The following is a 23266-nucleotide window of genomic DNA, read 5'->3' on the forward strand; positions in this document are numbered from 1 at the left end:
GCATCACGCCGGTGTTCAGTCATGGCCGTCTATGACCCGGCCCAGCAGATATCCGGCGTGCATACGGTTACGGGCACCGATCCGCGACATGATCTCCGATATATGGCGCTGACACGTCCGCAGCGACATACCCATGCGGCGGGCGATCACCTTGTCCTCAAGGCCTTCGACCAGCAACCGCGAAATGGAGAGCTGGATTTCCACGGACGTCCCCTTGACCTGCCCCCGGTCGTAGGAGACAGGAAACGGACGGGCCGCGGGCCAGGCCCGTTCGAACGTGTGGACCACGAAATCCACGATGCTCAGCTCACCGACGACCACGGCTCCGTCCTGATCGCCGTGCAACGGGAGGACCGCGATTTCCCGGTCGAATACGATCATTCGCATCAGCGCGTCGCTGAGCATACGGACATCGACCCCGAGCGGCGTCACATGTTTCACATAGTCGACCGTGACCTTGCTGAACTGAGCGGTGTGCTGATAGATCGTGCGCATCGAGATTCCCCGTCGCAGCACCGATTCCGTGCGCTCCAGCGCTTCGTCCAGTACATCGGCCGGCCGCGCGCCGCCCGGCTGTGAGGTGAGGATTTCCTGCCGCGCTCCCGCGGAAAGCTCCGTCAGCGCTTTCCGTACGGCCGCGACCTCCGGCAGAACCTCTATCTGCGGGCGGCTCCGCCGCTCCGCGGGGCTCTGTTCATAGATCCTGGTGAGCGTGTCCAACTCCGTCATCAGCCGTATGATCCGGCGCTGACGGTCCTCCAACTGCCGTACGGCAGGCGCGATGAGCCAGGCTCCGGCTATCCGCGGTGACCCCGGGGCGTAGGTCCCGTCGTCGGTCGGCCGGAGCAGTCGTAACTCCGCGAGGCGGTCGGCCAGCCGTGCCGCCTCGGCCTCTCCGACATCGAGAGCCTCGGCGAGTCCCGTTAAGGAAGCATTCCCGGAACCGCAAACATATTCGTACGCCTCGGTGATCCTGTCGTCGCCGGGAAACGGGGAGCTGTCGGCCGGTTGCAGTGGCTCCATCATCTCGCTACCTCACATCCGAACAATCCGAATCATATCCATTTGGGCGATTGGATGTACTTTCCACCCAACATATTTCCGCCTGGCGGCGATGCGACATGTCGCCACGCTGGAGGCGTCCCGCACCACCTGGCACATTTACGATGCGTAGGCACTGATGGGTTTAGGGGGGAATTAAATCGTGCAGCGCGTGACCAGTCATTCCGCGAGTCATTCCGCGAACCGTTCCGCCAGTGGTCCCGCGCGGGCCGGAATTCTCGGGTGGGGCCTCCGTTCCGACCATCTGGACTCCGCCGGTCCGAGTTCCGGCGATCCGGGCTCCGGCGACGATCTGGGCTGGGGCTGATGTCCGGGCTCCGCTACGGAGAGTACATCCTCGTTCACCGGCTCGACAGTGGCCGAGTGGCGGAGCTCGTACTGAACCGTCCCGACAGGATGAACGCGGTCTCCGCCGAGCTGGGGGCCTCCCTGGCCGCCGCCACCGCGGATCTCGCGGACGACCCGTCCGTCGGCGTCACCGTGATCACCTCCAGCAGTGAACGCGCCTTCTGCGTGGGCGCCGACCTCAAGGAACGCCGCGACTACAGCGAGGCGGACCGGACCGCCGCCCGCCCCGGCAGCCGCGCGGTCTACGCGGGTGTACTGGCGCTTCCGATGCCGGTCATCGCCGCGGTCGCGGGCTACGCGCTGGGCGGCGGCTACGAGATCGCGCTCTCCTGCGACGTCATCGTGGCGGACCCCGGCGCGACCGTGGGTCTGCCCGAGACCACCGTCGGGGTCATTCCCGGCGGCGGCGGCACCCAGCTCCTGCCCCGGCGGGTGGGCGCGGCCACCGCGGCGCATCTCGTCTTCAGCGGACGCCGGGTGCCCGCCGCCGAGGCCTACGACCTGGGGCTGGTGGACTTCCTGGCGCCCGCGGGCCAGGCCCGTGCCAGGGCGCTCGACCTCGCCCGTACCTACGCCGCCAACTCACCCGTGGCGCTCCGGGCGGCCAAGCGTGCCCTGCGGCTGGGACACGGCAAGGACCTCGCGGCGGGCCTCGACGCCGAGGACGCCGCCTGGCACACCGTCGCGCTCTCGGCCGACTGGGCCGAGGGCGTCGCGGCCTTCAACGACAGACGCACGCCGGACTGGCCCGGATATCGCACGGCAATCGACAGCCGCCCCTGACCGGGGCGGCTGTTTCCGAAATAACCGATCGCGCGGGGGAGAATATGCTGCGGGAGACCGATCCATCAAAGAGATTCCATGACATGGTCCCCGGCGGCCCGTCCAGCGGACCGTCCGGAATCGAACTGGCCGAGAATCTCGACACCCTGTCACGGGCCCGGCTCGAAGAAATCCAGCAGCGCAATCTCGCGGTGACCGTGAACGCCCTCCGGGAGAATCCGCGGGTGGCCGCGAGCTGGCCGGGAGCGCTCGATCTCCGGGTGGCCCGCGATCTGCTCAAGCTGCCGCTGTTCTCCCCCGCCGATCTCCAGGAGACCTGTCCGCCCGCCTCGGAGAACCTCGTCCTCGGTAACGCCTCCTCCGGGCTCGTCCTGCGCTCCAGCGGGACGTCCGGACTCCGCAAGATGATCTACCACTCCTGGCAGTTCAGCCGGCGGGTCTCCTGTCTCGGCGCCCGCGGTGTACGCGCCGCGCTCAGGCCGCGTCCCCGGCGCGTCGCCAACTTCCTCTATCCCGCCGAGCTGAACGGCGCGTTCGGCTTCGCGCAGGAAGTCACCGAGCTGCTGCCCGCGATGGCCTTCCCGATGGGCAGCAGCGCCCTCGCCTCCCCCGAGACGCCCGAGGTGCTGCGCGACCACCGGGTCGACACCGTCATCTGCTCGCCCTCCGCCGGCACCCAGCTCCTGACCGGCGACACCACCCGTGAACTCCTGCGCTGTGTCACCAACTTCCTCTACATCGGGGAGATCCTCGGGGAGAGCAGGGAGCGCCGGCTGGACGAGATCCGGCCCGATCTGACGGTCCGCTCGTTCTCCTACTCCACCAGCGAGACCGGTCCCATCGGCTACCAGTGCGCCTATCAGAGCGGCTCGACCCACCATCTCCACGAGGACGTCCTCGTCGTCGAGGTCATCGACACGGACGCCGAGCGGATCCAGCCGGACGGACGCGTCGGCGAGGTCGTCGTCACGACGCTCACCGACTCCGGGATGCCGTTGCTGCGCTACCAGGTCGGTGACGAGGGGTACATCGAGACCGAGCCCTGCCTGTGCGGCAGCGCCGCCCGGCAGCTGACCCTCACGGGACGCGTCGGCCAGTCCATGAACGTGGACAGCACCACCATCTCCCGCGACCTCGTGATGGAACGGCTCGGGACGCTGGGTATCACCGACCCCGCCGACTGCCAGTTCCAGGTGGTCCAGCACGATCCCGGCTTCTCGATCAGGCTGCTGCTCTCCGACCGTACGCCGGCGGGGGTCACGGCCGAGGACGCCGTCGCCGCCCTGCACGGCGCATACCACATGGGGAGGGTCTTCACCGCGCCCTCCTACCGCGGCCTGACGCTGGAGCGGGTCGACGGCTCGGCGTTCCACCACACCGCACGAGGCAAGACACCGTTCTTCGTGGAGCGGTCCGCCGGCTGACCGCCGTCGGCCGACGGATACGCCGTCGGACCACCGCGAGGACGCGACGGAGCGACCGCGCGGACCGGGTGGCGTGACGCCCTCAGCACCATCCCCAGATAGCACTGGAGATATCCGATGCCGCGTACGACCGAACGAAGCAACTGGGTATCAACGCGCGTCGACAAGACGTCGGACGCGCTGACCCGGGCCATCGCCGCCGATCTGACCAGCCATGTCTTCGCCGCCCGGGAGGGCAAGGAGGTGATCCTCGCCGACGGCTCACGCGCCGTCGAGTTCATCTCCTGCTCCTATCTCGGCCTCGACACCCACCCGGCGCTGGTGGAGGCCGCCGTCACCACACTCCGCCGGGTCGGGGTGCAGTTCTCCTCGTCACGCACCCGGATGCGCTACGAGGATCTGGAGGCCCTGGAGAGCCTGCTCGGCGCCATCTACGGCGACCGCCACGCCACCTGTTTCACCGCCGTCGGCAGTGTCCATCTCGGCGTACTGCCGCTGCTGGGCAGCGGTGTGCTGCCCAGCTACCCGATCGCGAGGAACGGCGCCGCGTTCCTCATCGAGCGGACCGCGCACGCCTCCCTCCAGGTGCTGCGCGGTGTACTCGAACAGATCGGCACCGTCGACCGGTTCGACTGCGAGCGGCCGGAGGAGCTGGCGGCCAGGCTGGCGGCGGTCCAGGAGGCCGGGCGCACCCCGATCGTGCTCGTCGACGGCGTCGGATCCATGGGCGGTCTGATCGACGTACGCGGGCTGTACGGCCTGTGCGCGGCGGCCGGGGGATATCTCTACGTGGACGACGCGCACGGGGTGTCGATCACGGGGGCGCGGGGGGCGGGCTTCGCGTACGAGGAGTTCCGCGGCCTGCCGGGCGGACTGCCCGCGTCGGTGGTGCTCGTCGGCTCCCTCGCCAAGGCCTTCGGCGGGAGCAACGGCGGCTTCGTGGTGCTGAACAGCGAGGAGGACTCCGTACAGCTCCGCAAGTTCGGCAATCCGCTGATCTTCGGCGGCCCCATCGCCCTGCCCGTCGTCAGCGCCTGCCGGGTCTCGGCGGAGCTGCATCTCGACGGTACGGTCGCGCGGCTCCAGCGGGACCTGTGGCGCAACACGGAACTCTTCGACTCCCGCACCGGCGGCGCGCTGTTCAACGCGGGCACCCGCTCCCCCATTCGCGGGGCGTTCTTCGAGAACGAGGAGGACGCGCTGCTGGCGGCGGGGCGGCTGCGCAAGGCGGGCATCATCGTGACCCCGGCGTTCTTCCCCACCGTGGCGAAGGGCAGCGGTCTGATCAGGATGGCCGTCTCCGCCCTGCACACCGCCGAACAGATCGAACTGGCCACCAACGAGCTGGGGGTGGGGGCGTGACGACGGGGACCGCGCGCGCGGCGGAAGGCTCACGTACGGCCGCGACGGGCGCTTCGCCCACGGCCGCGACGGGCGCTTCGCCCACAGCGGCGGAAGGCGCGCGGCTGAGTACGGAAGGCGCGCGGCTGAGTACGGCGAACGCCGGGCCCCGGCCCGCCGTCGTCGGCTTCGGCACCGCCACCCCCGCCAACTCGTACACCCAGCGGGAGATGCTGGAACTCTTCCGGATCGAGGACCCCCGCATCCGGTCCGTCTTCCTCAACAGCGCGATAGAACGGCGCTATCTGACGCTGCCGCCCGAACTCGCGGACGGCACCCGCGCCACCGAGACCCAGGGCGAACTGCTCGCCAAGCACAAGGAGCAGGGGGTACGGATCGCCGCCCACGCGCTGGAGACGGCCCTCAAACGGGCCGGTCTCTGCCTCGCCGACGTGGGCTATCTGTGCTGTGTGACCACCACGGGACTGCTCACCCCGGGCTTCTCGGCCCTGCTGATCAAGGAGTTGGGGCTGCCGGTCTCGGCGAGCAGACTCGATGTCGTGGGCATGGGCTGCAACGCCGGGCTCAACGCGCTCAACGCCGTCGCGTCCTGGTCGGCGGCCAACCCCGGGCAGGCCGCGGTCATGGTCTGCGCGGAGGTCTGCTCCGCCGCGTACGTCTTCGACGGCACCATGCGGACCGCCGTCGTCAACAGCCTCTTCGGGGACGGTGCCGCGGCGATCGCGATGGTCACCGACCCGGCGGCCGTGGATCCTCCCGAGGAGGACGCCCCGCCGACCGGCACGCTGCTGAAGTTCGCCAGCCGGATCATCCCCGACGCGGTGGAGGCGATGCGCTACGACTGGGACGACACGCACGGCAAGTTCAGCTTCTTCCTGGACCGCGACGTCCCCTATGTCGTCGGCGCGCACGCCGAGGAGGTGGTCGGCCGGCTGCTCGCCGGCACCGGTCTGAGGCGCCCCGACATCGCCCACTGGCTGGTGCACTCGGGCGGCAAGAAGGTCATCGACTCGGTCAAGGTCAATCTGGGGCTGAGCCCCCACGCCGTGCGCCACACCACCGGGGTGCTGCGCGACTACGGGAATCTGTCGAGCGGATCCTTTCTCTTCTCCTACGAGCGGCTGATGGAGGAGGGCCGGGTGCGCCGCGGTGACTACGGCGTGCTGATGACGATGGGCCCCGGCTCCACGATCGAGACGGCGTTGGTCCAGTGGTGACCCCTTACGCGAAGGATGAAGGAACCATGACTGTGTCCGGCATACGCGACCGGGCCGCCGCGGTCCTGACGGTCGGCGGGGACGAGGAGCTGACTCCCGCACTGGTGGCCAGGGTGAAGGCCGTGGCCGAGGAGGCGGAGGGCGCCGACAGCGGAGTGGTGCTGCTCCTGCTGGGCACCGGCACGGGCACCAGCACGGGCACGGGCAGCGGCTACGGCCCGGGTGACCGGGGGGACGGTACGGACTCCGGCGAGCGGGCGGGCGGCTCGCCTGTCGCGGGCGGCTCCGGCGGGCGGGCGGAAGTCTCGCCTGTCGCGGGCGGCTCGCCCGTCGGTACGGGTATCCATCTCGTCAACACCTGGGAGCGCGCACTGCGACGGCTGGAGACGGCCGACCGCCCCACGCTGGCCCTGGTGACGGGCGTCTGCACGGGACCCGCGCTGGAGACCCTGCTCATCGCCGACCACCGGATCGCCGACGGCACCGTACGGCTGCGGCTCGCGGGCGGCGAGGACGGCGCCTGGCCGAGCACCGCCGTACACCGGCTGGCCCAGCAGATCGGTACGGCCAGGGCCCGGCGGCTGCTGCTGCGGCGCCCCTGGCTGGACGCGGAGCTGGCGGCCGGACTGGATCTGGTGGACGAGACGGTGACGGATCCCCAGGAAGCCCTGGAGCGCGCGGCGGTGGTGTCCGAGGAGCTGTCGGCCGTGCCCGGACGCGAATGGTCGATCCGGCGCAGGCTGCTGTTCGACGCCACCCTCAGCTACGAGGAGGCGCTGGGCGCGCATCTGGCCGCCTGCGACCGCAGCCTGCGCCGCCGCGACCCGGTCGGGACGGGGGCCCGGTGAGCGGCGACGGCCTCACCGCCGCCGCCCAGGCCCTGGCCGTGGAGATCCGTACCCGTGAGGCCCCGCTCGCCGCCCTCCCGTCGCGCTCCGGACGCTCCGAGGACGAGCAGGGCCGGGCCGCCGCGATCCACCGCGTCTGCCGTGGACTGCGCGCCTCCTTCCTCCGTACGCATGCCGCCGGGGTCTACGACCGGCTGACCGCGGGACGTACCAGGCGGCTCGGGCTCACCGCGCTGGCCGAGGCGGCGGCCGAGGCGTTCCCCGGTCTGGTGCCCACCCGCGCCGAGCTGGACGAGGAACTGCGCCACACCCAGGCGGAGAAGGAAGGCCGGGAGATCGACCAGGGCATCTTCTTCCGGGAGATCCTGCGGCTGCCGGAAGCGGGCGGGCATCTCGTCGACGTCCTGCGCGACCCGACACCCCGGGCACGCGGACTGCTGCCGGACTTCCGCGCCACCGGCCGGGCCGAACTGGGCAAGGTCACCGTGGAGCGGCGCGGTGACGCGGGCCATGTGACCTTCCACAACGAGTCCTGTCTCAACGCCGAGGACAACGAGCTGATCGCCCAGTTCGAGATCGCCGTCGACCTCGTGCTCCTGGACGACGGCATCCGGGTGGGAGTGCTGCGCGGCGGGCCCATGACCCATCCGCGGTACCAGGGCCGCCGGATCTTCAGCGCGGGCGTCAATCTCGCCGATCTCCACCACGGCCGTATCTCGTTCACCGGTTTCCTGCTCCAGCGCGAGCTGGGCTACATCAGCAAGATGTACCGGGGCCTCTCGACCGAGGGGCGGCCCGACACCTTCCCGGCCCATGGCACGGAGAAGCCCTGGGTGGCGGCGGTCGACACCTTCGCGATCGGCGGCGGGGCCCAGCTGCTGCTGGTGATGGACCAGGTGATCGCCGCCGCCGACTCGTATCTCAGTCTGCCCGCGGCCCAGGAGGGCATCGTGCCTGGCGCGGCGAACTTCCGGCTGGGCCGGCTGACCGGTGCCCGGGTCGCCCGTCAGTTGGTGCTGGGCGGCCGGAAGATCTGGGCCGGTGAGCCGGACGCGCGGCTGCTGGTGGACGAGGTCGTCGACCCCAGGGCGATGGACCGCGCGGTGGAAGAGGCGGTGGCGCGGCTCGCGGCGCCCGCCGTGCTCGCCAACCGGCGGATGCTGCGTCTCTCGGAGGAGCCCGTCGACGCGTTCCGTTCGTATATGGCGGAGTTCTCGCTCGCGCAGGCGCAGCGGCTGTACGGGGAGGACGTGCTCGACAAGGTGGGCCGGTTCACGACGGGACCGTCGGCCGCGAAGGAGGCCGTACGGTGACCATCCGGACGGGTACCGCGAACGAGAAGGCGAACGGGACCAGGCCCGCGACCGGAGCCGGAGCGCCAGCCGCGGCGGGGGCGGGAGTCGGAGCGGGAGCCGCCGCCGGAGCGGGAGCCGTACTGCGCCGTGACGCCCTGCACGGCTCGCTCGGTTCCCCCGCCATGGGGTCGATCAACTTCCTCAACGAGGTGATGGGCCGCTTCCCCGACGCGATCTCCTTCGCCCCGGGCGCCCCGCACACCAGCTTCTTCGCCGAGATCGACACCGCCCGCCACACCGCCCGCTATCTGCGCCATCTGGAGGAGGAGCGGGGGCTGAAACCCGAGCAGGCCGAGCGGCTGCTCTACCAGTACGGGCCAAGCCGGGGCCTGATCAACGGTCTGGTGGCCGACGCCCTCCGTACCGACCAGGGCATCGACGTACCGCCGGAGTCCCTGGTCATCACGGTCGGCTGCCAGGAGGCGATGCTGCTGGCGCTCCGGGCGCTCGTCGCGTCGCCGGCGGATCTCGTCGCGGTCGTCAATCCCTGCTTCGTCGGGCTCTCCGGGGCGGCCTCGGTGCTCGGTGTGGACCTGGTGCCGGTCGACGACACGGAGGAGGACACCGGCGGCGCCGACGGCACCGGCGGCACCGGCGGCGGCACCGAGGGCGGGATCGACTTCGCCCAGCTGGACGAGGTGTGCCGGGCCGCCCGGCGCGCGGGACGCCGTATCCGGGCGCTGTACGCCGCGCCCGACTTCTCCAACCCGTCCGGCGGCTTCATGAGTCTGGAGGCCCGCCACCGGCTGCTCGCCGTCGCCGAGCGCGAGGACTTCCTCGTACTGGAGGACAACGCCTACGCGTTCACGGCGGAGCAGCCGGGCGCGCTGCCTCCGCTCAAGGCGCTGCCCGGCGGCGAACGGGTCGTCCATCTCGGTACGTTCGCCAAGGTGTGCATGCCGGGGGCCCGGGTCGGATACGTCGTCGCCGACCAGCCCGTACGCGACGCCTCGGGCCGTACGGGACTGCTCGCCGATGAACTCGCCACGCTCAAGAGCATGGTGACCGTCAACACCTCGCCGCTCTCGCAGGCCGTCATCGGCGGCATCCTGCTGGAGCACGGCGGATCGCTGGCCTCGGTCGTCCGCGCCAAGGCGGAGCTGTACCAGCGGAATCTGCGCCTGCTGCTGGACGCGCTGGACCGCGGGCTCGGTCCGGGCACGGGCGCGCCCGCCGGGGTGTCCTGGAACCGCCCGCGGGGCGGCTTCTTCGTACGGGTCCGGCTGCCCGTCGCGGCGGACGAGCGGCTGCTCGAACGGTCGGCCCGGGAGTTCGGTGTGCTGTGGACGCCGATGTCGCACTTCTATCTGGGCGACGGCGGTGACCGTCAACTCCGCCTCGCGTGCAGCTATCTGGACCCGGACACGATCGAGGAAGGCATCGTCCGGCTGACGCGCTTCCTGCACGCCGTGTGCCCGTAGGCGTAGGCCCTGTTCCCCGAAGAGAATCCGAAGGACGTCATGGACGACATCAGCCCAGACACCGGCCCGGACAGCGGTCCAGACAGCGGCCCGGACACCGACGCGGAGACCGAGGCGCACACCGAGGCGGAGACCGAGGCGGAGACCGTGGCGGACACCGAGGCGGACGGCTCCCCGACCGCCGGCCGCCCCGCCTCCGCGCGCCCGAGCAGGCGCCGCGTCCTGGTGGGAGGCGGTGTCCTGGCCGCCGGAGCGCTGGCCGCCACGGGAGCGGGCACGGGCCTGGCGACCGCCGCGGCCCCGGGACCGCACCAGGACGGCGAGGGCGACGGGGACGGCGACGCGGCGGGGGACGGAGCCGGCCGGGCGACCCGTACGCTCACCCTCTTCGAGGGCACGAACATGGCCGCCGCGCTCTCCCCCGACGGCACCCGTCTCGCCATCGACCTGGTCAGCGCGATCTGGGTGGTGCCGGTCGACGGCGGCGAGGCCGTCCGGCTCACCGGTGACCTCCAGGACGCCACCCAGCCGCACTGGGCCCCGGACGGGCGCGCCATCGTCTTCCACTCCTTCCGTGACGGGAGCTACCAGCTCTGGTCCGTACGGCCCGACGGCACCGGGCTCACCCGGCTCACCGACGACGCCTACGACAACCGCGAGCCGCGGTACTCGCCCGACGGCGGCCGTATCGTCTTCGCCTCCGACCGGTCGGGCAGCAACGACCTGTGGCTGCTCGACCCGGCCACCGGCGGACTGACCCGGCTCACCTCCGGCGACGACGAGGAGGGAACGCCCTCCTGGTCGTCCGACGGCACCCGGGTCGTCTGCACGGTCAACGACACGGCCGTCGACTCCGTGGACATCGCGACCGGGGCACGCACCCGGCTGGTCACCGCGAGCGGCGACGCCAAGATCTTCGGTCCGGCGCTGAGCCCGGACGGCCGCCGGCTGAGTTACGTACAGATCGCGGGCGCCCGCGCCGAGCTGATGGTCGACGGCCGGGCCGTCGTGACCGGCGCCGACGTCCATGCCCTGCGCACCTCCTGGATCTCGGCCGACGAAGTGCTCTACACGGCGAACGGGCGGATACAGCGGCTGCGGCTGAGCGGCGGGGGCACTCCTCGTACGGTGGACTTCACCGCGAAGGTCACCCTCTCCCGGCCGTCCTGGCACCACCGGGTCAGAGACTTCACCTCGACAACTCCCCAGCGGGTCAAGGGAATCGCGAGTCCGGTCGTCTCCCCCGACGGGAAGCGGATCGTCTTCCGCGCGCTGAACGCGCTCTGGGTGGCGGCGACGGGCACCGGCGCGGCCTCCGGCTCCCCCGTCAAGCTGGTGGACGACGGCTTCTTCAACTCCGACCCGGACTGGTCGCCCGACGGCACGGCCGTCGTCTACGCGAGCGACCGTTCGGGCACCGCCGCCCTGTGGCGCCAGGATCTCTCCGGAGGCGAGCCGGTACGGCTGACCCGGCTGGCGGGCGCGCAGCTGACCCCGCGCTGGTCCCCCGACGGTACGAGGATCGCCTACCAGGACGAGAACGGCGGCACCTGGGTGCTGGAGGTGGCCTCCGGAACCGTACGGCAGGTGCTGCCCGTCGTCTTCCAGCCCGGCCGCCCCACCTGGTCCCCGGACAGCACGCGGCTCGCCGTCGCCGCGAACAAGCCGTACTCCCGCCGCAACCGGGCCGGGATGAGCGAGATCCTCTCCGTGGACCTCACCACCGGTACGACCCGTTCGGAGCCCGTGGCGCCCCACCGGTCGATCGCGACCCGGGGCGACGACGGGCCCGTGTGGACCCCCGACGGAAGACACTTCGTCTTCGCCATGGAGAGCACGGCCTGGCGGGTGCCCGTCGACACCACGGGAAAGATCACCGGCGCGCCCGAGCAGATCACCACGGAGGTCACCGACTCGCTCTCGGTGGACGCGCGCGGCCGGCTCCACTATCTGAGCAACGGCACGCCGCGGAGCGTCCCGGTCTCCGGCGGGACCCCGCGGACCGTATCCGTACCGCTCACCTACCGCCGTCCCATCGGCACCCGCACCGTGGTGCTGCGGGCGGGGGCCCTCTGGGACGGCCGCGGTGACCGGCTGCGCGAGAAGGTGGACATCGTCGTCAGGGGCGACCGGATCGCCGAGATCCGCCCGGCGGGCCGGGGCCGCGGCGACGAGATCGTGGACCTCTCGGGCCTGACCGCGATGCCGGGTCTGATCGACTCGCATGTGCACTGGCACATGCGCGGCCGGCAGTGGGGCGACCGCACCGGGCGCCTGCTGCTGTCGTACGGCATCACCACCGTCCTGTCGCCGGCCGACCCCGCCTATCAGATGGTGGAGACGAGGGAGGCCCTCGCGTCGGGCGCGCGCGTCGGTCCGCGTCTCTTCGGTACGGGGGAGGCCCTGGACGGGGCCCGGGTCTTCTACAACAACGTCCGGCCCGTCGTCGACGCCGAGCAGCTACGGCTGGAGATGGCACGCGTCACGGGGCTCTCCTACGATCTCGTCAAGACCTATATCCGGCTGCCCGCGCCGCTGGAGAGAGCCGTCACCCGGCAGGCCCACGAGCGCGGTCTGCCGGTCACCTCGCACTACGCCTACCCGCAGGCGGGCTACGGCATGGACGCCATGGAGCACACGGGCGGCGGCAACCGCGTCGGCTACTCGCAGACCCAGACCCGGCTGGGCCGGGCGTACCAGGACGCCGTCGCCGTACTGACCGCCGCCGGGATGCCCGTCACCTCCACGCTTCTGAACTCCTCCGTCCTGCTCGCCGACGACCGCTCACTCGTCACCGACGAACGCACCCGGCGGCTCCTGCCCCCGTGGGACTACACGGCCCTGGTGGCCAAGGCCGACGCGGCGGGCGGCCCGACCGCCGAACTGAACCGGGCCCTGCTGGCGGGCGGCGTGGACATGCTCCTGCGTATCCACCGCGCGGGCGGTACCGTCATCGCCGGTTCGGACGCCCCGCTCGACGACCCGGCCCTCTCCCTCCACCAGAATCTGCGCGCCCTGGTCCTGGGCGGCTTCACCCCCCACGAGGCCCTCCGCACCGCCACGGCCAACCCGGCGCGGCGCATGGGCGTCTCCTCCGAACTCGGCACACTCGCCCCCGGAATGCTCGCCGACCTGGTCTTCGTCGAGGGGAACCCGCTCCAGGACATCAGGGCCGCGGCGGCGGTACGGACGGTGGTGACAGCGGGCACACCGCACACGGTCCCCGCACTCCTGGCCCCCTTCACCGCCACCCCCGCGAAGGACGGCGACCCCGCCCCCAACCCGACGGCCCCCACCCTGGTCTCCCGGGAAACCACCCGCCACCACGCCTGGCACGACCCCCGCCCGAACGGCATGGGCTGCCTCTGCTGACGGCCGCCTCTACTGACGCCGCCTCTGCTGAACACCGGAGGCGGCCCGCCCGTCGGCGGCCTGGCGGCCGGTGGCCCGTCAGCGCGAGAGGGAGGCGAGCGTCAGCGCGAGAGGGAGGCGAGCGTCAGCAGCAGATGGGCGGATTCCGGGTGCTGGAAGTCCGAGTGCGCCCCCGAGGGCGACAGCTTGTTCTTCCAGCCACCGCGGTAGAGCCAGCCGGCGTCCACGTTCACGATCCGGTGGTCGAGTGCCCGCCGCGCGTACGCGGTGCGCGTGGTGAGCATCCGGATCGTGGACTGGGGGACCGGTGTCGCTCCGGTGCCCGAGTGGCCGATCCCCGGTTCTCCCTCCGCCCGCAGATGCCAGAAGCCGGTGGCCCGGTCCCAGCGGGAGTGGGTCAGTACGAGCGGACCGCGCAGCGGCGCCCCCGGCGCGCCGCCCGAGGGGAACAGCGCCGCGAAGTGACGGACGAAGGCGTCGCGCGGCGCGGCCATCTGGAAGATCAGCGCGCTGTCGACGGTGAACGGCCGGCGGGGATCGACGGGCGTGCTCCAGCCGAGGACACGCGGCTGTACGGGCCGTTCCGTGGCCCATTGCACGGCCTCGCACAGGAACCTGCCGCCGAACGAGTGGCCGACCAGGTGCAGATACTGGCCGGAGCGGTTGGTGAGCACGGCGGGGTTCTCGGGATGGGCGCGGTGTACGTCGAGATAGCCCAGCAGATGGGCGAGCACAAAGGGCGCGTGGCCGGTCCCGAGGGCGCTCATGGCGTGCGCCCGCTCGCGGATCCGCCGGAATCCGCCGAGCGTGGAGACGCTGGACGACGGCCAGCGCACCACCACGACCCAGGGCCGGAATCCCCGGGCGACGCCCGGATACCGTTCCCGGCCGGCCGCGCGCAGCGCCTGTGCCTGCTGGACGAGACGCGCCGCCGTACGCGAAGCCGTCCCGGGCGCGGTCTGCCAGCCGTGCACATACACATAGATGTCGGTGGCGCGCTCCGGGATCCGGAGGTTCCGCGCCAGATACTCGCCGACGCGGTTGGCGGCCACGATGGTGCCGGTGCCCGGGACCAGGAGCCTGCCGCGTTCGTCGAGATCCACCTCCACCGGGCGCACCGGTGCCGGTGCCGGTGTCCGTGGCCGTGCCTTTGTCCGTGGCCGTCTCTGTGTCTGTGGCCTGGCGGCTGTCCGTGGCGTGACGGCTGTCCGTCTCAAGAGGCCATCTCCAGGGTGCTGTCGATGCCGCAGTGCAGCGAGTAGGCGAGGGCCAGCGGATTGTGGAACTCTTCGGCGAAGCGGTGCACGAGCGTCCGTGTGATCTCACCGGCGGTGTGCTCGCCCGTCAGATAGAGCTCCAGGAACGCGTACGCGTACTCCGTCGCGAACACCTGGGGGATCTCGATCTGCGGTCCGAGCACACCCTCCGCCCCCAGACTGACGAACGCCTTGCCGAGGTGCTCCAGCTCGGGCGCGTCCGCCGCCTGCCCGGTGTGGCAGGCGTTGAGCAGGATGAACGGCGCGAAGCGCCCGGTGCCCTCCCGATGGCGACGGCGGTGCCGCTTGACGAGTTCGGCGTCGATGTCACGGTCGTCCGAGAGCCTGACAGCCAGATGCGGATGGGCCGAGCCGTTGGACACGAAGTGGCCGTGACACCAGAAATACATCACGTCGTCGTCCAGGACGGCTCCGCTGAGAGCCTCCAGGAACGGCCCGGACTCGGTGCACACCGTCAGGCTGGAACGCTCTTCGAGAAGTTTGCGGACTTCGGGCGCCCGGCCCACCGATTCCAGGGTGGAGTCGGTGTGAAGGCTGGTGACCGGCTGCGGCACCCGGCGCTTCCACTGCTTCTGGGACGCCACATACGAGTGTCCGGTCTGCTCGACCTGGTGCCGGTGGCCCAGAAACGCCTGCCACGGGTTGTCACCCGTCTCCGGGTCGATGGCCAGCATGGGCCAGGGGAGATAGATGTCGGAGTCGAAACTGACGCGCAGCGATCTCTCACCGCCGAGCACATCCGTCAGAAAGGCCCGGAGCGAGTTGAGTTCGGGACTGGTGCCGTCCAGGAGACGGTCGAACAGGTCGAAGCCCTCCGCGGCCAGTTCGTCGGTCAGGGGCCCGGTCACGGACGCCAGGCCGGAGAGATCGGCCGAGTCGGCGAGCGGGAAGCCGCCGACAGGAGCGCTGTCGTACCCGTCGGTGTCGTACACGGCGGGCTGATAGCGCACCAGTCGCTTCTGCCAGACGGTCCGGAGTCTCGCGGCTCCGCGCAGTGCGGCCTGGCCGGTCATCGGCAGAACGGCGTGATGGGTCCCGGTCCTGGGAGTGCGCTCGCCCGACATCCACGCCGTTAGGAGCAGCTCGTCGGCCAGCCGGTTATGACGCAGCGTCACATTGAGATCGAGTGGATCCTTGCCGCGCGTAGGCCGGCCCCGGCCGTGGCGGCGCGGCGGCAGCGCCGCGTAGTGCAGCGAGGGATTGTGCCGTATCTCGATGGTGGCGTCTTGAGGCATACCGGCGGTCTCTTCCTGGGGTGCCCGGATACTACGGAGCGGCGGGAACGTCGAAGTTCGCTTCCAGGTCCTGGAGTACGACCCCGTACTCCAGGTCGTACACGGTGAAGCGGATACGGTGGGCTCCCGGTTCGGCGGCCGTGAAGTCGAAGCGGGGCGGCGCCGAGCCCGGCAGATACTCCGCGACCGGGGGTTCGACCGTCGCCTGCGACTCGACTCCCACCACCAGCAGCAGGGGCGGCAGACCTTGCGCTTCCGCCCCTTCGCCCGTCTCCACCCCTTCGTCCGCTTCCGCGTCGGCGCCTGTTCCGTCGGCGTCGGCGGGGGCGTCGGCCTCATCGTCGGGGGCGGTGGCGGGGGCGGACGAGCGCCCTTCCCCGGCCGTCGTGTCCCCGGGCCTTTCCAGCCGCATCTCGATCGGGGCGGGATGCCCGACGCGCGCCTCGGCGAGCAGCGTGACCCTGGGGACCCAGGCGGGGCTCAGCTGGGCGAACTGGAGCCGCAGAGTGCCGAGCCGGGGGTGGTCGGACCCCAGCACCCGTTCCCAGGCCGTCAGCAGTTCCTCGAAGACCGGTCCCATACCGTCCTCGCCCGACCGCGCCCGGAGGACGGCCAGTTCGGTCCGGCTCTCCAGCGTGTCGGGATGACCGGCGCCGAACAACCGCGCGCGGCCCGCGCAGACGGCCTCCAGCAGACCGATGGCCTTGGCCCAGTCGCCCGCTTCGCCGTAGGCACGCGCGAGGCACTCGACCGTGGTGGGAAACCCGTCGCGCGGCCGGTTCACGGAGGCGACGACCGTGGTGATGAAACCGCCGTCCGTCTCCCCGTCCCCCTCCCGGTGGATCCGGGCCAGGGCGTCCACGGTGCCCGGATACCCCAGGCCGAGGACGCGCGAGCGGTCGGCGACGACCGCCTCGTGCAGCGTCGCGGCCCGCTCCGGCTCACCGTTCTGCAGGAGTGCGTACGCCAGGGCTTCACGGCTGTCCAGCACATCCAGATGGTCGGGTCCGAGCAGCCGGGTGTAGTCGTCCACCAGTCGCTCACAGATCTCCACGGACCGACCCGGCCGACCGGTCTGTGTGTGAACGAGCGCGAGCCGGCCAAGGGCACGCAGGGTCTCTCGGTGCGTGTTCCCGAACGTACGGCGGCAGACGGAGACCACGTCCGTCAGCAGTTCCACCGCCTTGCGGAGGTCACCGGCCTGACCGAAGCAGAAGGCGAGCTCGGTCCTGGTGTCCAGGGTGTCGGTATGGTCCGCGCCGTTGATCCTGGTACGGATGTCGACCAGCTCGGTGAGTTCGCCGATCGCGGTCCGGTACCGGCCTGTCAGCCCGAGCACACGGGTCCGCGCCGCACGGCTGTTCAGTGCGGCGGGATGGTCCGGCCCGTGGACCCGGACCCGGTCGGCGACCACTTCCGCCTGGAACTCGGCCGAGCGGCCGTACTGCCCCGCCGCGCGGTAGGCGTAGCCCAGCTGGCTCCGGACATAGAGGGTGTCGGGGTGGTCGGCGCCGTGCAGCCGGGTCCGGTCCGCCAGCAGACCCTCGATGGCCTCGACCGTCCGTGGATAGTCACCCGCGTCCCAGCGGGCATCGGCCAGATCGGCCCGCGCGTCCAGTGTCTCCCCGTGTTCCTCGCCCAGGATCCGTATTCGGTCCGCCAGCAGGGATTCGAGTACGTCGATCGCGCCGCTGAGATCCATGGACGACTGGAGGCTGTAGGCGAGGTACTTCCGGGCGTCGAGCGTGTCGGGATGATCGGGGCCGAAGATCCGGCCGTAGTCCTCGACGAGTTCTCTCTCCAGGGAGATGGCTCGCTTGTACTCACGAGCCATACGGCAGCCGAAGGCCAGATTCTCGCGGGCGGTGAGAGTGGCCGGATGATCCGCGCCCTGGACTCTGCGGTAGTCGTCGACGAGCGCCTCGTACTCGGCGGTCGCCCGCTCGTAGTCCTTCCCGAGCTGGTGGGTGAAGGCCAGCCAGGTACGGACGCCCAGCGTGTTCTGGTGATCGGCGCCCTGGATACGGGCGTGATCGGCCGCGAGCTGTCCGTAGAGCGAGACGGCCTTCTGGTGATCGCCCGCGTTGCGGTGGGTGGTGGCCAGATCCTGACGTGCCGAGAGAGTCGCCGGATGATCCGCGCCCTGCGCCTCCAGCAGATCGGCGACCACCGACTCCAGCTCGACGACGGCCCGTCGGAACTCTCCCGCCCTTCGGTACGCGTTCGCCAGAGCGTTCCGTACGCCCAGTGTGCCGGGATGGCGCGGACCCTGGATCCGCGTCCTGTCCTGGACGGACCGCTCGTAGAGCGAAAAGCTGCGCTGGTGGTGTCCGCTGTCCACGCAGGCGTACGCCAGGTTCTCGCGGGCGACGAGAACGGCCGGATGGTCACTGCCCTGGAGACGGACACGGTCGTCGAGCAGGGACTCGAACCCGGTGATGGCTCGTCCGTGGTCGCCTGCGAGCTGGTACGTATAGGCCAGGCTGTTCCGGCTGTCGAGCGTGTCGGGATGACCGGCGCCCTGGACCCGGGTGCGGTCGGTGACCAGCTCCTCGTAGCACGACAGCGCCCGCCGGTGGTCGCCCGCCGATCTGATGGCGTGGCCGAGCTCGCTCCGGGTGTCCAGCACATCGGGGTGATCGGGGCCCTGCACCCGTGTCCGCTGTGCCAGCAGTTCCTCCAGGAGACCGATCGCCTCCCGTGGCTGTCCTGCCAGCCGGAGGTTCTCGCAGAGAGCCTGCTTGGCACCCAGCACACCGGAGTGGTCAGGGCCCTGTACTCGTACGCAGTCCTCGACGAGGGCCGTCAGGAGTCCGATGGCCTCCCGGTGGTTCCCCGCGTTCTCGTGGGCCCAGCCGAGGGAGTACCGGGCGGAGAGCACATCCGGGTGCTCGGGGCCGTAAGCCTCGGTGAGATCGGCGACCACGGTCACGAACTCACTCACCGCCGTGCGGTGATCGCCTGCCATGACGCGTGAGAGCGCGAGCTGTCTCCGGCTGCCGAACACATCGGGGTGGGCCGGCCCCAGCACCCGGATCCGGTCGGCGATCAGCGTCTCGCACAGGGATATGGCCTGCCGGTAGTCGCTGATCCACCAGTGGGCCCTCACCAGGCTTGAGCAGGCGGCGAGCGTGGACGGATGATCCGCGCCCTGCACCCGTCGACGGTCGGCGAGCAGCAGTTCGTAGTCCCTGATGGCCTGTCGGCTGTCGCCCGACAGCAGGCGCGCGTAGGCGAGCACACTCCGCGCGCGCAGGGTCTCGGAATGTTCCGCGCCCCTGACCCGGATGTAGTCCGCGGCAAGTCGTGTGTACAGGGAGAGGGCCTCGCGGTAGTTGCCCGCCTCCCGGTGGACGAATGCCAGGTCGTCACGGACGTCCAGGGTGTCGGGGTGGTCCGGGCCCATGGCTCTGACGCAGTCGGCCAGCAGCGCCTTGGCCTCAGGCAGTGCCGCCGCCGGGCCCTTGGCCCTGTTCAGCGCGTAGATCAGATCTTTCCGGCTCTTCAGGGTGACGGGGTGGTCGGCGCCCTGGACCCGGGTACGGTCCGCCGTCACGGACTCGTACAGTTCGAGCGCGCGCCGGCCGTCGCCCGCCTCGCTGTAGGCGTCGGCGAGCCAGCCCCTGCCGGTCAGGGTGTCCGGGTGGTCCGGGCCGAGGACCCGGGTGCGGTCCTCGACGGCCTGCGCGTACAGCTCCAGTGCCAGAGCGTGGTGGCCCGCCTCCAGATGGGCGTACGCGAGATTGTTCCTGCTGGCCAGAGTGTCGCGGTGGTCCTCCCCCAGCACACGTGAGCGGTCCCCGACGACGGCCTCGAACTCCCGCACGGCGTCCTTGTGCTGTCCCGCGGTCTGGCGCGCGTAGGCGAGTGCGTTACGGCTCGCGAGGACGGCGGGGTCGTCGGGTCCCAGAACCTCGGCACGCTGCGCGGCCACGGCCTCGAACTCCCGCACCGAACGAATGGGGTCGTCCGCCTTGCGGTAGGCATAGGCCAGGTTGTTGCGGCTGGTGAGCGTCGACGGATCGAGCGCGCCGAAGATACGGACGCGGTCCAGCCAGACGTCCTGGCAGAGCATGACCGCCCGAGCCGGGTCGCCCGCCTTGCTGTGGATCTCGGCCAGGCTGTCGCGGCTGTCGAGGGTCTCGGGATGGTCGACCCCCAGCAAGCGGGTCCGCCCGTCGACCACGGCCTCCAGAAGCGGGAGGGCGAGCACTTTCTGTTCGCGGGCGACGAGTTCGCCTGCCGCGCGCCGGTACATCTCGATGACACGGGGCTCGGGCACCGGGGAGGGGTCGGTGGCCGCCAGCGACCGGATGTGCGGAAGCAGGGCGAGCCAGCGCCGCTGAGTCTCCTCGGACCGGGTCTCCGTGTCCGGCGCCTCGGAACTGGTCTGTGTGTCCGGCGCCCCGGACCCGGTCTCCGTATCCGACTGCTCGGATGCCGCCTTCGTATCCGTGTCCTCGGATCCGGTCTGCGTGTCCGGCGCACCCGTCGAGGTCTCTTCGGCGAGTGCCCGCGTCTCTTCGGTGAGTGCCCGCGCCATGACCAGCTTGGCCTGTTCGCACGATCCCGCGTCGGGGACCCCGGCCCGTAACGCCGCCTGGAGCAGCCGGTGCACGGTGACCGTCTCCGGGCCCAGCGTGATCAGGCCGTAGCCGGCGAGCACGGCCAGCGCGTCCGGCACGGGGTGGCCGTCGGCTTCGAGCGGCCGCAGAACGTCCAGGGGCAGCGCCTCCGGCGCGTACCAGACCAGCGTGTTCAGCAGTTCCACGGCGAACGGCTTACGGCTGCGGATCGACGGGAGGCTCGTCTGCCAGATACGGCGGATGGTCTCGGCGACCTCGCTGTCGACCGCCTGTGCCTGCCACAGGGCGTCCGGCGTCGTACTGAGCCTCGACCGGTAGTCGGCGAAGGTGATCCTGGTCTGCCGCAGATAGGCCGCAGCCTGTGCCAGCGCCAGCGGCAGATGTCCCAGATCGTCGGCGAGCCCGCCCGCCTGCCGCCGTTCCTCGGCGTCGGCCGGGCGGTCGGGCAGGGCGACCCGGCAGAGCAGATCGACGGAGTCCGTCCGGTCCAGCACGTCCAGGCCGATCACCCGGGCCCGCGCGTGCCAGCCGGTCGCCGTCCGGCTGGTCACCAGCTGATGGCCGCGGCCGAGCAGCCGGCCGATGGAGGGGTTGAGGGATATCGGGTTCTCGGCGTTGTCGTAGACGAGCAGCCAGCGGCCGGAGTGATGGTGCAGCCAGCGCAGCGCCCACTCGGTGCGCTCCTTGGGCAGGGCTCCCAGAGCCCAGCCCGGATGGAGATAGACGGCCAGATCGGCGAGCGCGGAACTGGTCTGCTCCTCGGTCTCGGCGGCGATCCACCAGACCACGTCGTACTCGTCGAGGCGGCTCTTGGCGTAGTGCAGGGCGAGCGATGTCTTGCCCACCCCGCCGAGCGCGCGCAGCGTGGCGACTTGGGTGATGACACCCGCTCCCGCACCGGAGTCCAGTGCCTCACGGATCCGTGCGAGAGCGTCGCCGCGGCCGACCAGTTCCTCCGTCGCCGCGGCGGGCAGATTCCGGACGGGGACGCGCGGGACGATCCGCGCGATGGCCGCCTTCGCCACGGCGTCTATGACGATCGCGTGCTCTTCGGTGTGCGGATTGCCCCCGGTGTGGGCGGCCACGGACGTACGCCCCGCCGCGAAGCTCTCCTGATCCCTGGCACCCACGGCACGAGACGCGCCTATCTCGTTGGATATGATCATTTCAGTGGGAACGCCTTCAGTGGGAACGCCCAGGCCGCGGGCCTTAAGACCGGTTCACACACCACTTTTCCCGCTGTCATTGTGTCCCCCCGACACCAACCCTGAATCCGGCGTCCCAGATAAGCCCCTGATAAGTCGCCAACTCTACTGTCAGTCAACGGAGTTGTCATAGTCCCAGGGAGAGGGCCGCCAATGTGCGGTTTTTTTCCCGCTCTCCTGTGTGCGGTTTTTTCCTCCTCTCCGGCGCGGCGGGGCGCGCGCTGCCGCGGGGCGCGCTACGCGCTACCAGCGCACCGGAAGCCGGCGCAGTCCGCGCAGGAGGCTCGGGCGCCACTCGGAGGCGGCGGAGGCGTCGGCGAGGGCGAGCCGCGGGAAGCGGTCCAGCAGCGCGGGCAGCGCGACCGCGGCTTCGAGGCGGGCGAGCGGGGCGCCGAGGCAGTGGTGGATCCCATGACTGAAGGCGAGTTGGGCGCGGTTGGCCGCCGGGTCGCGACGGATGTCGAAGCGGTCGGGGTCGGTGAAGCGCGCCGGATCACGATGGGCGGCGGCGAGGGAGATGACCACCCGCTCGCCCTTGGGTATGGGGGTGCCGGCCAGGGTCAGGGGCTCGGCGGTGTAGCGGTAGGCGGCGATCTGTACGGGCGGTTCGTAGCGGAGCGTCTCCTCGATCGCGCCTTCCAGCAGCCCGGGATCCGCGCGCAGGGCGGCGAGTTGGTCCGGGTGCGTCAGGAGGAGGCGGACGGCGCTGGAGATGAGGTTGACGGTCGTCTCATGGCCCGCGACGAGCAACAGGAAGGCCATGCCGAGGAGTTCGTCGGGGGAGAGGTGGTCACCGTTCTCGTCGTGGGTACGGACGAGGGCGTGCAGAAGGTCGGTGTCCTCCGAGCCCTGGGTGTCTTCCCCGCCCTGGGTGTCCTCCCCGCCGTCCGCCCCGGTGTCGAGGCTCCGCTTCTCCTCGATGAGCCCGGTGAAATAGGCGGTCATCGAGGCGGCGGCAGCGGCGGCGCCCTCCGCGTCGTCGAACGCGACGACTTTGCCGGACCAGTCGTGAAACGCGTCCCGGTCCGCGACCGGCACCCCGAGGAGTTCGCAGATGACGGTGATCGGGAGCGGAAAGGCGTAGGCGCCGACGAGATCGACGGGACCGCCGGGTCCACCGGGTCCGGCAGTTCCCACGGGTTCCACGGGTCCGTCGGGACCGGCCGCCGCGGCCATGGCGTCGAGGAGCCGGGCGGAGATCCGCTCGATACGCGGACGTAGTGCGGCGATCCGGCGCGCGGTGAACTGACGCGAGACGAGGGCGCGCAGCCGGGTGTGGTCGGGCGGGTCGACCTGGAGCATGTTGCGGCCGATCGCGTACCCGCCGTCGCTCTCGAACTCGGCCGAGTGCCGGATGTCGTTGCGCAACCGGGGATCCGCGAGTGCGGCCCGGACGGCGTCGTACCCGAGCACCATCCACACGGCCTCCCCACCGGGCATCCGCAACCGCCGCACAGGCGCCTGGGTGCGCAGCACCCGGTAGGCGGGATAGGGATCGGCGAAGAAGTCGGGGGCAGCGGAGGTCAGTTCAACGATCTGGTCAGCGCGCATGGAGCCTCCTCAAGAACTGGGGACACTTCCCCGTTTCTAGTAGCCCCGACCCTACCAAGAAGCGGGGACTCCTCCACGGTTCAACTTGGTTCAGGGCAATCCGTATGTGGTCGACTGGACGGCATGACGAGTACGAGGACGCTGTACCTCTTCGGCAGCGCCGCACCGCCCGTGCTGGACATCGCTTCCGTGATCAGGGACGCGCACTCCCGGGGACGGG

13 protein-coding genes are annotated in these 23266 nt (G+C 70.9%); 8 read left to right on the forward strand and 5 right to left on the reverse strand.

The window, feature by feature from the left end; translation table 11 throughout:
* Positions 1 to 15: 15 nt before the first annotated feature.
* A complete protein-coding gene (locus OG214_RS18840) occupies positions 16 to 1026 on the reverse strand; it encodes a helix-turn-helix transcriptional regulator (RefSeq protein WP_363079363.1) in 1011 nt (336 codons plus the stop codon).
* Between the two features lie 342 nt (positions 1027 to 1368).
* Between OG214_RS18840 and OG214_RS18845 the strand changes: the two genes are divergently transcribed.
* The 8 genes from OG214_RS18845 (at position 1369) to OG214_RS18880 (ending at position 13192) form a co-directional block, all read left to right on the forward strand.
* Positions 1369 to 2193 (forward strand): enoyl-CoA hydratase-related protein, encoded by an 825-nt coding sequence (locus OG214_RS18845; RefSeq protein WP_363079365.1) that lies wholly within the window; start codon positions 1369 to 1371, stop codon positions 2191 to 2193.
* A gap of 83 nt (positions 2194 to 2276) precedes the next feature.
* A complete protein-coding gene (locus OG214_RS18850; protein ID WP_405985386.1) occupies positions 2277 to 3617 on the forward strand; it encodes a phenylacetate--CoA ligase family protein in 1341 nt (446 codons plus the stop codon).
* A gap of 117 nt (positions 3618 to 3734) precedes the next feature.
* Positions 3735 to 4979: an aminotransferase class I/II-fold pyridoxal phosphate-dependent enzyme gene (locus OG214_RS18855; protein ID WP_405985387.1), complete on the forward strand. Its 1245-nt coding sequence runs from the start codon at positions 3735 to 3737 to the stop codon at positions 4977 to 4979.
* A 104-nt stretch (positions 4980 to 5083) separates the two neighbouring features.
* Entirely contained in the window at positions 5084 to 6196 is a 1113-nt protein-coding gene (dpgA, locus tag OG214_RS18860) for a 3,5-dihydroxyphenylacetyl-CoA synthase DpgA (protein WP_405987545.1), read from the forward strand.
* Positions 6197 to 6222: 26 nt separating this feature from the next.
* Entirely contained in the window at positions 6223 to 7044 is an 822-nt protein-coding gene (gene dpgB / locus OG214_RS18865; RefSeq protein ID WP_405985388.1) for an enoyl-CoA-hydratase DpgB, read from the forward strand.
* Entirely contained in the window at positions 7041 to 8357 is a 1317-nt protein-coding gene (gene dpgC, locus OG214_RS18870; protein WP_405985389.1) for a (3,5-dihydroxyphenyl)acetyl-CoA 1,2-dioxygenase DpgC, read from the forward strand. Before dpgB ends, dpgC begins: the two co-directional genes overlap by 4 nt.
* Complete coding sequence (locus OG214_RS18875; protein ID WP_405985390.1) at positions 8354 to 9820, forward strand: PLP-dependent aminotransferase family protein; 1467 nt, start codon at positions 8354 to 8356, stop codon at positions 9818 to 9820. The genes dpgC and OG214_RS18875 overlap by 4 nt, the downstream gene beginning before the upstream one ends.
* Positions 9821 to 9859: 39 nt before the next feature.
* Positions 9860 to 13192, forward strand: coding sequence for an amidohydrolase family protein (locus OG214_RS18880; protein WP_405985391.1), 3333 nt, complete (start codon positions 9860 to 9862; stop codon positions 13190 to 13192).
* A gap of 101 nt (positions 13193 to 13293) precedes the next feature.
* On the opposite strand, the gene OG214_RS18885 is transcribed toward OG214_RS18880, so the two are convergent.
* The 4 genes from OG214_RS18885 to OG214_RS18900 form a co-directional block, all read right to left on the reverse strand.
* Positions 13294 to 14301: a hypothetical protein gene (locus OG214_RS18885; RefSeq protein WP_405985392.1), complete on the reverse strand. Its 1008-nt coding sequence runs from the start codon at positions 14299 to 14301 to the stop codon at positions 13294 to 13296.
* Positions 14302 to 14405: 104 nt separating this feature from the next.
* Positions 14406 to 15704, reverse strand: a complete 1299-nt coding sequence (locus OG214_RS18890) for a CHAT domain-containing protein (protein WP_405985393.1) — start codon at positions 15702 to 15704, stop codon at positions 14406 to 14408.
* 31 nt (positions 15705 to 15735) lie between these two features.
* The gene (gene fxsT, locus OG214_RS18895) at positions 15736 to 21456 is read right to left on the reverse strand and encodes an FxSxx-COOH system tetratricopeptide repeat protein (protein ID WP_405985394.1); all 5721 of its coding nucleotides are present in this window, start codon (positions 21454 to 21456) and stop codon (positions 15736 to 15738) included.
* A gap of 282 nt (positions 21457 to 21738) precedes the next feature.
* A complete protein-coding gene (locus tag OG214_RS18900; RefSeq protein ID WP_405985395.1) occupies positions 21739 to 23046 on the reverse strand; it encodes a cytochrome P450 in 1308 nt (435 codons plus the stop codon).
* Between the last annotated feature and the right edge of the window lie 220 nt (positions 23047 to 23266).

Source organism: Streptomyces sp. NBC_00872, from assembly GCF_045161915.1.
Lineage (GTDB): Bacteria > Actinomycetota > Actinomycetes > Streptomycetales > Streptomycetaceae > Streptomyces.